The organism is uncultured Tateyamaria sp., from assembly GCF_947487805.1.
Classification (GTDB): Bacteria; Pseudomonadota; Alphaproteobacteria; order Rhodobacterales; family Rhodobacteraceae; genus Tateyamaria.
In genome coordinates, this window is sequence record NZ_CANKXW010000001.1 from 983,742 (window position 1) to 998,028 (window position 14,287).

At 64.2% G+C, this 14,287-nt stretch carries 15 protein-coding genes; 11 read left to right on the forward strand and 4 right to left on the reverse strand.

Annotated features, from left to right (window positions below; all coding sequences use genetic code 11):
- Positions 1-15: 15 nt before the first annotated feature.
- Complete coding sequence (locus Q0949_RS04940; protein ID WP_299369170.1) at positions 16-2,208, reverse strand: primosomal protein N'; 2,193 nt, start codon at positions 2,206-2,208, stop codon at positions 16-18.
- Between the two features lie 89 nt (positions 2,209-2,297).
- Here Q0949_RS04940 and fsa point away from each other — a divergent pair, with 89 nt between their 5' ends.
- From fsa to Q0949_RS04965, 5 genes are all read left to right on the forward strand, one after another.
- On the forward strand, positions 2,298-2,951 hold the full coding sequence (fsa, locus tag Q0949_RS04945; RefSeq protein ID WP_299369172.1) for a fructose-6-phosphate aldolase: 654 nt from the start codon (positions 2,298-2,300) through the stop codon (positions 2,949-2,951).
- Between the two features lie 283 nt (positions 2,952-3,234).
- The gene (locus tag Q0949_RS04950) at positions 3,235-3,942 is read left to right on the forward strand and encodes a DUF484 family protein (protein WP_299369173.1); all 708 of its coding nucleotides are present in this window, start codon (positions 3,235-3,237) and stop codon (positions 3,940-3,942) included.
- 40 nt (positions 3,943-3,982) lie between these two features.
- Positions 3,983-4,921, forward strand: coding sequence for a tyrosine recombinase XerC (locus Q0949_RS04955; RefSeq protein ID WP_299369176.1), 939 nt, complete (start codon positions 3,983-3,985; stop codon positions 4,919-4,921).
- A gap of 130 nt (positions 4,922-5,051) precedes the next feature.
- Positions 5,052-5,633, forward strand: coding sequence for a cytochrome P460 family protein (locus tag Q0949_RS04960; RefSeq protein ID WP_299369178.1), 582 nt, complete (start codon positions 5,052-5,054; stop codon positions 5,631-5,633).
- 96 nt (positions 5,634-5,729) lie between these two features.
- Positions 5,730-6,419 (forward strand): CDP-alcohol phosphatidyltransferase family protein, encoded by a 690-nt coding sequence (locus Q0949_RS04965; RefSeq protein ID WP_299369180.1) that lies wholly within the window; start codon positions 5,730-5,732, stop codon positions 6,417-6,419.
- On the opposite strand, the gene Q0949_RS04970 is transcribed toward Q0949_RS04965, so the two are convergent.
- Both Q0949_RS04970 and Q0949_RS04975 read right to left on the reverse strand, forming a co-directional pair.
- Entirely contained in the window at positions 6,416-6,865 is a 450-nt protein-coding gene (locus Q0949_RS04970) for a methylated-DNA--[protein]-cysteine S-methyltransferase (RefSeq protein ID WP_299369182.1), read from the reverse strand. The two genes, Q0949_RS04965 and Q0949_RS04970, sit on opposite strands and share 4 nt — an antisense overlap.
- A gap of 48 nt (positions 6,866-6,913) precedes the next feature.
- A complete protein-coding gene (locus Q0949_RS04975; protein WP_299369184.1) occupies positions 6,914-8,224 on the reverse strand; it encodes a ferric reductase-like transmembrane domain-containing protein in 1,311 nt (436 codons plus the stop codon).
- Positions 8,225-8,466: 242 nt separating this feature from the next.
- Here Q0949_RS04975 and Q0949_RS04980 point away from each other — a divergent pair, with 242 nt between their 5' ends.
- The 4 genes from Q0949_RS04980 (at position 8,467) to Q0949_RS04995 (ending at position 12,414) form a co-directional block, all read left to right on the forward strand.
- Complete coding sequence (locus Q0949_RS04980) at positions 8,467-9,699, forward strand: MFS transporter (RefSeq protein WP_299369186.1); 1,233 nt, start codon at positions 8,467-8,469, stop codon at positions 9,697-9,699.
- Between the two features lies 1 nt (position 9,700).
- A complete protein-coding gene (locus tag Q0949_RS04985) occupies positions 9,701-11,086 on the forward strand; it encodes an MATE family efflux transporter (protein ID WP_299369188.1) in 1,386 nt (461 codons plus the stop codon).
- The gene (locus tag Q0949_RS04990; RefSeq protein ID WP_299369190.1) at positions 11,086-11,952 is read left to right on the forward strand and encodes a 50S ribosomal protein L11 methyltransferase; all 867 of its coding nucleotides are present in this window, start codon (positions 11,086-11,088) and stop codon (positions 11,950-11,952) included. The genes Q0949_RS04985 and Q0949_RS04990 overlap by 1 nt, the downstream gene beginning before the upstream one ends.
- Before the next feature lie 111 nt (positions 11,953-12,063).
- A complete protein-coding gene (locus Q0949_RS04995) occupies positions 12,064-12,414 on the forward strand; it encodes a hypothetical protein (RefSeq protein WP_299369192.1) in 351 nt (116 codons plus the stop codon).
- 108 nt (positions 12,415-12,522) lie between these two features.
- On the opposite strand, the gene Q0949_RS05000 is transcribed toward Q0949_RS04995, so the two are convergent.
- Positions 12,523-12,732, reverse strand: a complete 210-nt coding sequence (locus Q0949_RS05000; RefSeq protein ID WP_299369195.1) for a DUF1127 domain-containing protein — start codon at positions 12,730-12,732, stop codon at positions 12,523-12,525.
- A 349-nt stretch (positions 12,733-13,081) separates the two neighbouring features.
- Between Q0949_RS05000 and ruvC the strand changes: the two genes are divergently transcribed.
- A complete protein-coding gene (ruvC, locus tag Q0949_RS05005) occupies positions 13,082-13,624 on the forward strand; it encodes a crossover junction endodeoxyribonuclease RuvC (protein ID WP_299369197.1) in 543 nt (180 codons plus the stop codon).
- The gene (gene ruvA, locus Q0949_RS05010) at positions 13,621-14,280 is read left to right on the forward strand and encodes a Holliday junction branch migration protein RuvA (RefSeq protein WP_299369199.1); all 660 of its coding nucleotides are present in this window, start codon (positions 13,621-13,623) and stop codon (positions 14,278-14,280) included. The genes ruvC and ruvA overlap by 4 nt, the downstream gene beginning before the upstream one ends.
- Positions 14,281-14,287: the final 7 nt, after the last annotated feature.

Below are 14,287 nucleotides of genomic sequence, written 5' to 3' on the forward strand. Positions count from 1 at the left end.
CAGCGGTCCTTGGGATCAATAGAAGCTCTGCGGGTCGATATCCACGGCCAGCCGCAGATCCCCCTTGAGGTGCACCTGCCCGACCCATTGGGCAATAGCCCCCTGCAACGCCACCCCCTTGCCCGCCTTCACCAAAAGGCGCACGCGGTGGCGGCCGCGGATCCGCGCAATCGGGGCGGGGGCGGGGCCATAAACCTGCGCGCCCACCCGCGTCAGCGGGGCCGCATTGCGCGCCAGCGCGTTGGCGGCATCAAAGACCTGCGCCACATCCGGCCCGCTCAGGATAATCCCGGCCATGCGCCCATAGGGCGGCACACCCGCGGCCTCCCGCTCGGCGGCCTCGGCGCGCCAGAACCCTTCCTCGTCGCCTGCCAGAATGGCGCGAATGACGGGGTGCTCGGGCTGGAATGTCTGCATCATCGCGGTGCCCGGCTTCTCGGCCCGCCCCGCACGGCCCGCCACCTGCCGCATCAACTGAAACGTCCGTTCCGCCGCGCGCAGGTCCGACCCTTGCAGGCCCAGATCCGCATCGATCACGCCCACAAGGGTGAGGTTCGGAAAATTGTGCCCCTTGGCCACCAGCTGCGTACCGATGATCACATCCGCCGCTCCGGCGGCAATCCCCTCGATCTCGGCCTTCAAGGCCCGTGCCGACCCGTACATGTCTGAACTCAGCACCGCCACCCGCGCATCCGGAAAGAGCGCAACGGCCTCTTCACCCAGCCGTTCGACACCGGGACCCACCGGGGCCATGCGGTCCTCCGCCTCGCAGGACGGGCATGTGGTGGGCATGGGCTTCGTCTCCCCACACTGGTGGCACATCAGCCGCTTGAGAAACCGGTGCTCGACCATCCGCGCATCACATTGATCACAGCCCACCTGATGCCCGCAGGCCCGGCACAACGTGATCGGGGCATAGCCGCGCCGGTTCAGGAAGAGCATCGCCTGTTCGCCGTTCTCCAGCCGCTGATCCACCGCGCGCTTCAGCGTGTCCGACACCCAGCGGTTGGACGGCAACGTCTCGGTCCGCATGTCAATTGTCTGCATCGTGGGCATCACCGCCGGGCCAAACCGCGCCTCCAGATCCAGCCGCGTGTACTTGCCGCTCTCCGCGTTGGCCCAGGATTCCAGCGACGGCGTGGCCGAGGCCAGCACGACCTGCGCACCCAAGAGCGACGCGCGCAGCACCGCCATATCGCGCGCATTGTAAAGGACACCGTCCTCCTGCTTGTAAGAGGTGTCGTGCTCCTCATCCACGACGATCAGCCCGAGGTTCTGATAGGGCAGGAACAGCGCCGACCGCGCCCCGATCACCAACTGCGCATTGCCTTGACCGACCATGCGCCAGATGCGCCGCCGCTCGGTCATGGTCGCACCCGAATGCCACTCGGCGGGCCGCGCGCCGAACCGCTCCTCGACCCGCTTCAGAAACTCAGCTGTAAGCGCAATCTCGGGCAACAGCACCAGCGCCTGCCGCCCAGCCGCAAGACAGGCGGCGACCGCCTCCAGATATACCTCGGTCTTGCCCGACCCGGTCACACCGCGCAGCAATGTGGTGCCATACGTCCCGACCTTGACCGCAGCGGAGATATGCCCGGCCGCCCGCGCCTGATCCTCGGTCAGCGCCTTGCCGGGGCGGCCCGGATCCATCGGCGCAAAGGGCAGGTCGCGGGGGCTGTCCTCTTCGGCGACAGCCCCTTGCTTGACCAGTCCCTTGATGACCGACGATGTCACACCCGACAGGTCCGCCAATTCCTTGAGGGTAAAGGCCAGATCGCCATATTCGGCCAGAAACTCCAGCACCCTGCGGCGCGCGTCGGTCATCCGGTCCGGCTCTGACGGGCCGCGCCTGTACACCTTGCGCATCGACGGCGGATCACCCAACCCCGGCGCGCGCGTGGCCAGCCGCAGCATCGCAGGCATCGGCGTCAGCGTGTAGGCGGCGGCCTTTTCCAGAAAGGTGCGCATCTCGTCCCGCATCGGTGCCACGTCCAGCACCCGCATGACCGACCGCACCTTGGCATAGTCGTAATCGCCCGTGCCAGCCCCCCACACGACGCCCAGCACCTTGCGCGGCCCCAGCGGCACCTCGACAAAAGCGCCCAAATGACACCCCCCCTCCGGTGCCTTGTAGTCCAGCGCCCGATCCAGCGGCTGCGTGGTCAGCACCGCGACCAGCGCGCCTTCGTCAAAAAAGGACGGCGTCATGTTAGCGCCAACATATGAGGGGTTCCGACTTCACGCCTCTTGAGGTAAACGCTGCATCAGCAAACGCCAAGCCATCAAGGGGGCCGCATATGAAATTCTTCGTAGACTCAGCCGAAATCGACGCCATCGCAGAGCTGAACGATCTGGGCATGGTTGACGGTGTCACCACGAACCCGTCGCTGATCCTGAAATCGGGCCGCAACATCCTCGAAGTGACCAAGGAAATCTGTGATCTGGTCGATGGCCCGGTCAGCGCCGAGGTTGTGGCACTCGAGGCGGACGCGATGATCGCCGAAGGGCGCAAGCTGGCCGAGATCGCCGAGAACATCACCGTCAAACTGCCGCTGACATGGGACGGCCTGAAGGCCTGCAAGGTGCTGTCGGGCGACGGTCACATGGTCAATGTCACGTTGTGCTTCTCCGCCAACCAGGCGCTTCTGGCGGCCAAGGCCGGGGCCACGTTCATCTCGCCCTTCATCGGGCGTCTGGACGATATCCACATCGACGGGCTTGAGCTGATCGAGGATATCCGCACGATTTACGACAATTTCGGCTTTGAAACCGAGATCCTCGCGGCCTCCATCCGGTCGGTCAACCACATCCAGGATTGTGCCAAGATCGGTGCCGACGTCATCACCTCGCCCCCGGACGTGATCAAGAAGCTGGCCAGCCATCCGCTGACCAATGCAGGCCTTGAGCAGTTCATGAAGGATTGGGCTAAGACAGGCCAGAACATTCTGTAAAATCAGGAGGTTCTGGCCCGCCTTAGCAGCTCGCGCAAAGCATCGGGGCCCAGAGGGAAAATTTGGGTCCCCAGTTCGTGAGTGATGGCTTTGACGGTCTGTGTCATGGCGCTGATATGCCAGCGCCATCGCCTCCTTTCACGGGGAGAAGACAGGCCCGCTTCCCCATGGTTGACGCGATTGCGCAACAGCCTGCGGGAATCGGGTGAAATTTATGCAACTTCGGGGCAGATTTTCCCAACCCGGTGTGCTACCAAATCGCAAAATAAGATTTGAGTACGGTATGAGCAGCCAGCCGAAAATTGACGACGCCTTGCGAGAGGCGATTATTTCCCGACCCGATGTCATTCTTGACGACAAGGATCTGATGCACGCCCTGATTGCGGCCAATGAACGGGCCATGGGCGGCAATATCGTCGATCTGCGTGGCCTTGCCATGGAACGGCTCGAGGCGCGGCTTGATCGTCTCGAGGACACGCACCGCTCGGTGATTGCTGCGGCCTACGAGAATCTGGCCGGCACCAATCAGGTGCACCGCGCCATCCTGCGCATGCTCGACCCGCTGGAATTCGAGGGGTTTCTGCGCGATCTGGGCGGCGAAGTGGCCGAGATCCTGCGCGTGGATGTGGTCAAGCTGGTGCTTGAATCGGTGCAGAACGATCAGGACCCCGCGGTTCAGCGGCTGGGCGATGTGCTCAACGTGGCCGAGCCGGGCTTTATCGACAGCTACCTGACCTATGGGCGCGGCGGCACCGTGCGGCAGGTCACCCTGCGGCAGGTGCAGGATGCGGACCCGGCGGTTTACGGCGATGATGGCAACTGGATCCGGTCCGAGGCGTGCCTCAAGCTCGACTTTGGCGACAAGCGTTTGCCGGGCCTTTTGGTGATGGGGGCCGAGGATCCGCACATGTTCGGGCCGCAACAGGGTACCGACCTGCTGGCCTTTTTCACCGGTGTGTTCGAACGGGCGATGCGGCGCTGGCTGGGATGACTGCGCCGGGCCGTCCGATGTTCCCGCAACGGGGGATGCCATGACCGAGACGCCCAACAGCACCATGATTTCGCCCGCTGCGCGCGACGCGTTGGAAACCTTTCTCGCACATCAACGCAGCATCAAGGGCGCGGCCGAGAACACGACGCTTGCCTATGGCCGCGACATCTCAGAATTCCTTGCGTTCATGACCCTGCATTCCGGCCAGACCCAGGGTTTGGGCGCGCTGGCCAAGATCAGCACACAGGACATGCGCGCGTGGATGGCGCGCACCCGGTCCGGGGGCGTTGGCGCACGGTCGCTGGCGCGCAAGCTGTCCGCGGTCAAGGCGTTCTACAAGTGGCTGGCCAGCCGCGAGGGGTTCGAACCCACCGCCGTGCTCAGCACCCGGTCGCCCAAGTTCACCAAGAAACTGCCGCGCCCGCTGGCCGAGGATGCGGCGCGTGACCTGCTCGAAATTACGCCGCTGCAATCGGACAAGCCGTGGGTCGGGATGCGCGACACCGCCGTGCTGACGCTGCTTTGGGGCTGCGGGCTGCGGATATCCGAGGCGCTGTCGCTGACCGGGGGCCAGGCCCCGCTGCCGCAGGTGCTGCGCATCACCGGCAAGGGCGGCAAGGAACGTATCGTGCCGGTCATCGATGCGGCCCGCGACGCGGTGGATGCCTATGTGGCCGCCTGTCCCTATGACCTGCCTGGCGATGGGCCGCTCTTCCGCGCGATCCGGGGCGGGGCGCTGGCCCCGCGCGCGATCCAGAAGGTGATGGCGCAGGGCCGGATGCAACTGGGCCTGCCCGCTTCCGCCACCCCCCACGCCATGCGCCACAGCTTTGCCACCCACCTGCTGAACGCAGGCGGCGACCTGCGCGCGATCCAGGAACTTCTGGGCCACGCGTCCCTGTCCACGACCCAAGCCTACACGGCCGTCGACACCGTGCGCCTGATGGACGTCTACGCCCGCGCCCACCCCAAGGCCTGACGCAAACGCCGCGCATTTTCACGGAATTGTGCATGAAAGGTGATGCGGAATCGCACCCGCGCTGTGCCAAGGTGCGGCACGGCATACCGCCGCACACCTATAACGCCACTTTCGGGAGGGGACCCCCAAAATGATCCGCAAATTCGCGCTCGCCGCTGCACTGACCGTTGCCGCAGGTGCCGCCAGCGCCCAGGACTGCACCGCCATCACCGTCGAAGACGCCTTTGACCTCGATGAGGCGCAGATCAACGTGCTTTACGATTGCCTTCAGGAAAAAATGGCGACCGGCTATGCCAAGGAAGGTGACGAAATCGGCGCGAACTATCGCAGCTGGGCACCGACAGCCAGCCGCCCCGCCGTTGCCGGTCCGCACGGCAACCGCCTGCTGAACACCTATGCCAACGACATCGCCGCCGAACAGTACCTCAAGTTCGAAGAAGAAGGGTTCGAGATGCCCGTGGGCTCCGTGCTGGCCAAGGAATCGATCACCGTCTCGATCAAGAAAAAGGCCGCGCGCCCCGGACCGCTGTTCATCATGACCAAGGTCGGCCTGGACGAGGCCCCCGATACCGCCGGCTGGCTCTATGCCGGGTTGCAACCCAACGGCAAGGTGATGAAGGTCAAACAAAGCTTCTGCCATGATTGCCATGTCGGTTGGGAGGCACAGGATCACCTGGGCTATCCGCTCGAAGAGGTGCGTTTGGGTCAATAAGACCGCACGCCCTTGTGGCCCAAACCCGGACCGCGCTGGCCCCGTCAGCGCGGTTTTGCATTTGCAACCGGGCGGGGGCTGGTACATGACGGGGCCATGACACAGCAATTCCGCGCCCTGAGCGTTCACCTTTTGACGGCCACAGGCGCCGTGTTTGCCATGTTGGCCATGCTGGCCGCCGTCGAGGCCAAGTGGGACCTGATGTTTCTGTGGCTCGTGGTGGCATTTGCGGTGGACGGGATCGACGGGCCGCTGGCGCGGAAATATGACGTCAAGACCTATGCGCCCGAGTTCGATGGCGTTCTGCTTGATCTGATCATCGACTACCTGACTTACGTGTTCATCCCGGCCTTTGCGCTGTTTGCCTCGGGGCTGATGGCGGGTTGGACAGGGTGGGTCGCGATCATCCTGATCACCTTCGCCTCGGCCATGTATTTCGCCGACACAAGGATGAAGACCAAGGACAACTCGTTTTCGGGCTTTCCCGGCTGCTGGAACATGGTGGTGCTGGTGATCTTTGCGCTCGAGCCGAATTTCTGGGTGTCGCTGGCGCTGGTCACGGTGCTGGCCGTGGGCATGTTCCTGCCGCTGAAATTCGTGCACCCGGTGCGCACCGAACGCTGGCGCTGGTTGACGCTGCCGATGGCGCTGGCCTGGACCTTCTTTGCCGGGTGGGCCGCTTGGGTCGATTTCCACCCCGAAAGCTGGGCGCACTGGGGGCTTGTGCTCACATCCGTCTATCTGGTCTTTGCCGGGATCGCCCAGCAACTGATCCCGCAGCGCTAGATCAGGAACCCGCCTTCGTGGCGCAGCAGGGCCACCTTGGTCTCGACCCCGCCCGCACCTGAAAACCCGGTCAGCCCCTTGGCACCCATCACCCGGTGGCAGGGAATGATGATTGGGATCGGATTGCCACCGCAGGCCTGCCCGACCGCCTGCGCAGGCACGCCCAGCACCTTGGCGATGTCGCCATAGGTGATGGTGGCCCCGAACGGAATTGCCGACATGGCCTCGCACACGTCGCGTTGCAGTTGCGATCCCCGCACCCGCAGGGGCAGGTCAAACGCCTCAAGATCCCCGGAATCATAGGCGCGCAGCTGCGCCACCGCCGCGTCCAGCGTGTCGGACCGGTCCGCGCATCCCGACATGCCCCAAGACAGGCGTACGATGGCGCCATCCTCTTCGGTGACTGTCAGGGCGCCGAATTGCGTCTCTACATCATGCTGTCTCATGGGCGCAGTGTCGCGATCTGCACGGCCGCCCGCAACCCGAACCTTGTGCTAAGCGCGCGCAGGCCGGTCGCGGCGACGCTCCAGAACCCATGCCGCCAACCGTTTGAGCCCGACACCGGTGCGGAACTCGAACTCTTCATAATGGAACTGCCGGGCCGAAACGCCATAGCGGGGCAGCGAGGTTTGCAAGCTGCGGCGCAGGCTGGTGGGTCCGCAGAACGACACCTTGCAGGCCGCCAGCGCATCCGCGCCAACCTTGTCCGCGATGCTCTGCGCCGACAACCGCTGACCTTCTCCAGAGGCCACGATGTGCAGGTGCAGGTTCGGTTTGGCGGCGGCAATACCCTCGATTTCGGCCAGATGCGGGGCGGCGGGCCGTGATTTGACGCAATAGAACATGTGCACATCCGGCGCATCCGCGGCCAGTGCCTCGGCCCAGGCAAGGAACGGTGTCACGCCGATGCCGCCCGCAACCCAGACCTGGGCCCGCTTGCCCGTCAGCCGGAACCGCCCGAACGGGCCTTGCACGCGCACGTCCTGCCCGACCTCAAGCACGCGGGGCAGGCGTGTGGTAAAATCCCCCAGAGGCTTGACCGTCACCCGCAGGCTGCCATCCGCCCCTATGCCGGAAAAGCTGAACGGATGCGGCTCGGCCTGACCGGACCCGGCAAAGCTGAGGATGCCGAACTGTCCGGCCTCGGCGCGGATCGGACGCCACTTGGGTGTCAGCGTCACGGCCAGCGCATCGCCGGTGGTGTCGAGGGCCGCAACGGCATAGCGGCGCGCCGGGCGCATCCGTTCCGGCAACAGCATCCAGACATAGGCGAGGATCCCCGCCGCACAGAACACCCCGGTATAAAGCCCGGCAGGATCCGACATTGCGAATGGTTTCATGATAAAGACAAAGTGGAAGGCCCCCGCGATGAACAGCGCACCCATGGCTTTGTGCGTCCACTTCCACAGGTGATAGGGAACAAAGGTCGCGACCGACAGAACGACGAGGATCAACAGGCCATAGAGGCTGATTTCGCCCAGCGTCTCGGCCAGTTCGGTCAGGGCCGTCTCTGTCCCCAGCCCGCGCATCTCGGCGTCGACCGTGTCGTGTACCAGAATGGCCGCCATCGCCACGATCCCCGCCCATTTGTGCAGCACATAGACCCGGTCGAGCCCTCCAAACACCGCTTCGACCCCCGCCAACCGCGTCGACAGGATCTGCCCCCACGCCATCAGGATCAGCGCGGCAAGCCCGAGATATTGCGAAAACAGCGCCACCTGGTCGGTCACGCCGGGCAGGGTGAAAAGTTGATAGGCCGGAAAGAGGGTCGTCGCGATGATCAGCGTCACGCCAATGGGGTTCATGTCAATTCCAAGTGCCGCATGGCGCGGTCTGTTCTGAGTAATCTTGATTGCGCGGGCGAGACCAGCCCACGCGAAGCACCGCACATACATGCAGGATCACGCGCCCAAGTGAAATAAACCTTCGGCCTAATCCGGCAGGACGCGCCGTTTTTTCCAGCCCCGACCGACTGTGCACCAACCGCCAGAGACCTGCGCGCGGCCCGCCTCTCGCCAAGTTCCGCAAAAGGGCGTAAAGCGGCGATATGGCCCAACCAATCACCCTCGACGACGCGCGTGCATTGCCGCGCTGGCGGCGCCCCACGGCGCTGCTCTTTCTGATGGCATTCGCGATGCCCATCGGGTTCTCGGTGTGGCTGGCGCTCCTGAACAACTTCGTGGTCGAGGCCGCAAATTTCGACGGCCGCGACATCGGCCTTTTGCACGCGATCCGTGAAATCCCCGGCTTTCTCGCCATCGGCGTGATCGTGGTCATCATGTTCATGCGGGAGCAGGTGCTGGGCCTTGTGTCCCTGATCATGCTGGGGATCGCCACCGCACTGACCGCCCAATTCCCGCAGATGGGCGGCATCCTCGCGCTGACCTTCATCAGCTCGATCGGCTTTCACTATTACGAAACGGTCAACCAGTCGCTGCAACTGCAATGGCTGCCCAAGGACCGCGCGCCGCAAATGCTGGGCTGGCTGATGGCGGCCGGGTCGACGGCCACCTTCCTCGTCTATTTCGTGATCATGGTTTTATGGGAACCGCTGGGCCTGACCTACAACACCGTCTACATGGTGGGTGGCGGCATTACCGCGGCGCTTGCCGCCTTTGCCATGCTGGCCTATCCGCAATTCGAATCGCCCACTGCCCAACTCAAGACCTTCGTGCTGCGCCGGCGCTACTGGCTCTATTACGCGCTGCAATTCATGTCGGGCGCGCGGCGCCAGATCTTCATGGTCTTTGCAGGCTTCATGATGGTCGAGAAATTCGGGTTTGAGGTGCACGAGCTGACCGCGCTCTATCTCATCAACCTGATGGTCAACATCATCGTCGCCCCGCTTTTGGGGCGCATCGTGGCGCGGTTTGGCGAACAACGGGCGCTGGTCTTTGAATATACCGGGCTGGTGCTGGTGTTTCTTGCCTATGGTGGCGTCTATTTCCTTGGCTGGGGCCTGATGGTGGCGGCGGCACTTTACGTGATCGACCACGTGTTCTTTGGCCTGGCACTTGCACTGAAAACCTATTTCCAGAAAATCGCCGACCCGCAGGACATCGCGCCGACGGCAGCCGTCGCATTCACGATCAACCACATCGCCGCCGTTGCGCTGCCTGTGCCGCTGGGCCTTTTGTGGCTGGTGTCGCCGGGGGCGGTTTTCCTGCTGGCGGCGGGCATGGCGGCCACATCGCTCATGCTGGCGCTGCTGATCCCGCGCCACCCGGTGCCCGGATACGAAACCCGGCTGGCCGGACCGCTGCCCGCACCCGCCGAATGACATGGCACCGGGCCGCTTCCTGACCGGATCCACCATGGGCCACGTGGTGCGCATGACCGCGACAGGCGCGTTCGGCATCATGTTCGTCTTTCTTGTCGATGCCGCCAACCTGCTGTGGATTTCCCAACTGGGCCAGCCGCAGCTGGTGGCCGCCATCGGCTTTGCCTACGCGATCCAGTTCTTCTCGGTCTCCTCTGGCGTGGGTCTGATGATCGCCGCCACCGCCCTCGTGTCGCGCCGCATCGGCGAGGACGACCGGGCGGGTGCCCGCACGCAAGCCGGAGCCGCACTGGCCATCGCGGCGGCGGTGCAAGGGGCCGTGGCCTGCATCATCTTTGCCCTGCGCCACGATCTTGTGGCGCTGGCGGGGGCCGAAGGCGACACGGCCCGCCTTGCCGCGCGCTATCTGGGCCAGACGGTGTTCTCGCTGATCCCCATGGCGGTCGCCCTGATCGCGTCCGGCACGCTGCGTGCGGACGGGTACGGGGCCAAGGCGATGTATGTGACGTTCTTCTCGGGCGTGCTTTTGATGGTGGTCGACCCGATATTCATCCTGTGGTGGGGCATGGGGCTTGATGGGGCGGCGCTGGGGCTGGTGCTGTTCCGGTTCTGCCTGATGGGCCTGGCGCTCTATTTCGCAAGCGTTCAGCTGGATCTGATCGCGCGGCCAGGTTGGGGCGCGGCGGCTCGGACCTTGCGGCCCTATATGGCCGTCGCACTGCCCGCAATTGCGACCCAGCTGGCGACACCCTCGGGCAATTACCTGCTGACCATCGTGATGGCGCCCTTTGGCGATGATGCCGTCGCGGCCTGGGCCGTGGTGGGGCGGCTGACCGTGCTGGCCTTTGGCGGTGTCTTTGCGCTCTCGGGTTCCATCGGGGGCATATTTGGCCAGAACCTTGGCGCGGGCCAGTATGACCGCCTGCGCAGCACCTACCGCGACGCGTTGATCTTTTGCGGTATCTACACGGTGGTTGTCTGGGCCGTGCTCTGGGCCGTGACGCCGGTGGTGATCCAGGCCTTTGGCCTGACGGGGCAGGGGGCGGATGTGCTGCGCGCCTTTACCACTGTTGGCGCGGGCGGGTTTATCTTTGTCGGCGCACTTTTTGTTGCCAATGCTGCGTTCAACAACCTTGGCAAGCCCGGCCGGTCCACCCTGCTCGGCTGGATCAAGGACGGCGTGCTCAGTTGGCCCGCCGCCGCATTGCTCGCCGCCAGCTTTGGCGCGACCGGCGTCATCTATGGGCAGGCGGCGGCGGGCGTGATCATGGGCGGGCTTGCAGCACTGTGGGGCTGGCGCTATGTGGCGCGCCTGGGGCCCGATGTGGCCGCCGCACCGCCCACGCCACGCCCGTGGCCCAACCCTGACAGATATCGGAGCCGCTGATGCCCACCTGGACCGCCCTCACCACCCTGCAAGGCAAGGCGCAGGCCGACGCGCTGGGTGCCGCTCTCGAGCACATGGACCCCGAGCCCACAGGCGTCGGCGTCTTCGAGGTCGAGGATGGATCGGGTCTTTGGGAGGTCGGCGCCTATTTCACCGACCAGCCCGACGATACCGCGCTCTTGCTGCTGACGACCGCCATGGCGGCCAAGCCGTTCACCGTGTCCGAACTGCCCGAAACCGATTGGGTGGCCCATGTGCGGCGCGAACTGGCCCCGGTCGAGGCCGGGCGCTTCTTTGTCTACGGCAGCCACGACGCGGACAAGGTGCCCGCAGGCAAGACACCCCTGCTGATCGAGGCGGCGATGGCCTTTGGCACCGGCCACCACGGCACGACGCTGGGGTGTTTGCGCGCGCTCGATACGTTGGCCAATGACGGTTTCACGGCGGCGCGCGTCGCCGACATCGGCTGCGGCACCGCCGTTCTGGCGATGGGGGCCGCGACGCTCTGGCCGAACGACGTGATCGCCAGCGACATCGACCAACAGGCCGTCGAGGTGGCCCTGGCCAACCTCTCCGCCAATGACATGACCGGTCAGGTCCGCGTGGTCGAGGCCGCAGGGTTCGACCACCCAGAGCTTGCAGGCCCCTTTAACCTGATCTTTGCCAATATCCTCAAAGGCCCCTTGATTGCCCTGGCACCCGACCTCACCGATCGCCTCGAGCCGGGGGGCTATGCGATTCTGTCCGGTATTCTCAACGAACAGGCCGACGAAGTGGCCGGTGTTTATGCTCAGCTTGGAAACAATCTGACCTTGCGCGCAGAGATTGGTGAATGGACCACCCTGACCCTACAAAAAAAGCCATAATTAAGCGCGGTTTTTAGGGGCATTTGACGCATTTGCCCAGATTTTGCCACAATTGGGGCGCACCTTGATCCTCGAAACTGGTGGGGGCCGGTTTGATGTAACGAGGCTGCCATGGCTGTTGAAACCCAAGCACATTTTCACAAACGCCTAGGCGCGGTTGGCCGCAAGCATGCGGCGATGGCGCAAGGCTATACCACTCAGGTTCGCGGCGACGGATTGATTGTCGTCAAGGCAAAGCGCGGCAAGGCGCGCCGTTTCTTCCCGGTCAAGGGACTGGCGGCGCTGATCCTCGGCTTTTTCATCTTCAAGGCGTTCATGCTCGCGTCACTGGGCGAAATTACCTACAACGAACGCGTGGCCAAGCTTCAGCAGGGCACGCAGATCGAACAGGGCGGCGCCTACGTGATGCAATTGGATGTCATCACTCAGTTCATTGCGGGCTTTCTCGAACCGCTGACCTGACATTCTCTCTCGGTACGACCCTCCAAATGAAAAAGCCGCGAAACCCATCTGGTTTCGCGGCTTTGCCCCGTTTCAGGGGCGCGGTCCGAAGGGGAGAACCCGGATCGTTCAGTGGCCGGAGGCCACGTCTTCGATGTCGCCACGAACCAGACCGATATCGTCCAGTTCACGGTCCGTCAGCGACGAGAGTGCGTTGCGGGTCACGCGGGCATCGTTCCAGGCCACAACTTGGGCGACCAGATTGGCAACAAAGCCTTTGAATTGGCCTGCAACAGGTGCAGCGCCATATGCGGGGCGGGTGGTGTCGAAAGCAGCCATTGCAGCAGTCCTTTTATCGATGTGTCGACGCCGAACCATTCGGCGTTGTGCTGCGCATTTAGGCACAGTGTGAACATGAGACAAGGATAGAAAAATCATAGGTGCCATGCGTTTATTGCATAGCGTCTGATCGCAGTTAACCTACCGTAAAACATACAGAAATCCGGAATCGAAACATGTCGATTTCCGACATGGAAATGACGAATTTGACCCCTCTCGCCGCGGCCGCGTCGGTCCCGGATAACCCCGTGTCGCAAATGGGCCGAGCTGTTAACCCTTGGCGGATGTTCGCGTTTCGTGCTACTGGTGGTCCAAAGCCGTCAGAGCGAGCAGGACAAGGGCACGAAACATGCGAATTTTGGGAATTGATCCGGGCCTGCGCCATACCGGCTGGGGAATCATCGACATGGACGGCCCCCGCCTGCGCCACGTGGCCAACGGCATCTGTCATTCTGCGGGCGACGATCTGGCCCAACGCCTGCTCAGCCTCTTCGAACAGCTCAGCGCGGTGGTCCGCGCCCATGGCCCCGATACGGCCGCCGTGGAACAGACATTCGTGAACGCCGACGGCTCCGGCACGCTCAAACTGGGGCAGGCACGCGGCATCGCCATGCTGGTGCCGGCCCGCGCGGGCCTCAGTATCGGGGAATACGCACCCAACGCCGTCAAGAAAACGGTGGTCGGCGTGGGCCACGCGGACAAACGGCAGGTGGCGCATATGGTCGCCCTGCAACTGCCGGGGGTCGAGATCGAAGGCTCGGACGCCGCCGACGCACTGGCCATCGCCATTTGCCACGCCCATCACGGCGCCCGCGCCGTGCCCACGGCGCAGGCGCCTGCCAAGGGCCTCGCCGCCGCCATCGCCAAGGCCGAAGCACAGGCCAGCATATGATCGGCAAGCTGACAGGCCGCATCGATTACCGCGCCAGCGACCACATCCTGATCGACGTGCGCGGCGTGGGTTATATCGTTTATTGCTCCGACCGCACGCTCGCGGCCTTGCCCGGCGCGGGTCAGGTCTGTGCGCTCTTTACCGATCTGGTGGTGCGCGAAGATCTGATGCAGCTTTTCGGCTTTCCCACGCTGGCGGAAAAGGAATGGCATCGCCTTTTGATGTCGGTGCAAGGCGTGGGGGCCAAGGCGTCGCTTGCGATCCTCGGCACGCTGGGCACCGATGGGGTCAGCCGCGCGATTGCGCTGGGCGACTGGAACGCGGTCAAGGCGGCCAAGGGCATCGGCCCCAAAATCGCGCAGCGCATCGTTCTGGATCTCAAGGACAAGGCACCGACGGTCATGGCCATGGGCGGCACCGTGGCGCAGGCGCTCGGCACGGCCGAGGCCGAGGGCGACGCACAGGTCATCGAACCGGTCGCCGTGGCCGCGCCAGTATCCACCGCTCAGGCCGATGCGCTGTCGGCGCTGGGCAATCTGGGTTACGGCCCCTCCGACGCTGCCGCCGCCGTGGCGCAGGCCGCGGGCGACGCACCTGATGCGGACACGCCCGGACTGATCCGCGCGGCATTGAAACTCCTGGCACCCTCGGGCTAGGGAAACA

Bases quoted from the DNA above. Each gene is read 5' to 3' on its own strand.
- Q0949_RS04965 (WP_299369180.1), top strand. From the start codon at position 5,730: ATGACACAGCAATTCCGCGCCCTGAGCGTTCACCTTTTGACGGCCACA.
- ruvC (WP_299369197.1), top strand. From the start codon at position 13,082: ATGCGAATTTTGGGAATTGATCCGGGCCTGCGCCATACCGGCTGGGGA.
- Q0949_RS04960 (WP_299369178.1), top strand. From the start codon at position 5,052: ATGATCCGCAAATTCGCGCTCGCCGCTGCACTGACCGTTGCCGCAGGT.
- Q0949_RS04980 (WP_299369186.1), top strand. From the start codon at position 8,467: ATGGCCCAACCAATCACCCTCGACGACGCGCGTGCATTGCCGCGCTGG.
- ruvA (WP_299369199.1), top strand. From the start codon at position 13,621: ATGATCGGCAAGCTGACAGGCCGCATCGATTACCGCGCCAGCGACCAC.
- Q0949_RS04940 (WP_299369170.1), bottom strand. From the start codon at position 2,208: ATGACGCCGTCCTTTTTTGACGAAGGCGCGCTGGTCGCGGTGCTGACC.
- fsa (WP_299369172.1), top strand. From the start codon at position 2,298: ATGAAATTCTTCGTAGACTCAGCCGAAATCGACGCCATCGCAGAGCTG.
- Q0949_RS05000 (WP_299369195.1), bottom strand. From the start codon at position 12,732: ATGGCTGCTTTCGACACCACCCGCCCCGCATATGGCGCTGCACCTGTT.
- Q0949_RS04955 (WP_299369176.1), top strand. From the start codon at position 3,983: ATGACCGAGACGCCCAACAGCACCATGATTTCGCCCGCTGCGCGCGAC.
- Q0949_RS04950 (WP_299369173.1), top strand. From the start codon at position 3,235: ATGAGCAGCCAGCCGAAAATTGACGACGCCTTGCGAGAGGCGATTATT.
- Q0949_RS04985 (WP_299369188.1), top strand. From the start codon at position 9,701: ATGGCACCGGGCCGCTTCCTGACCGGATCCACCATGGGCCACGTGGTG.
- Q0949_RS04995 (WP_299369192.1), top strand. From the start codon at position 12,064: ATGGCTGTTGAAACCCAAGCACATTTTCACAAACGCCTAGGCGCGGTT.
- Q0949_RS04970 (WP_299369182.1), bottom strand. From the start codon at position 6,865: ATGAGACAGCATGATGTAGAGACGCAATTCGGCGCCCTGACAGTCACC.
- Q0949_RS04975 (WP_299369184.1), bottom strand. From the start codon at position 8,224: ATGAACCCCATTGGCGTGACGCTGATCATCGCGACGACCCTCTTTCCG.
- Q0949_RS04990 (WP_299369190.1), top strand. From the start codon at position 11,086: ATGCCCACCTGGACCGCCCTCACCACCCTGCAAGGCAAGGCGCAGGCC.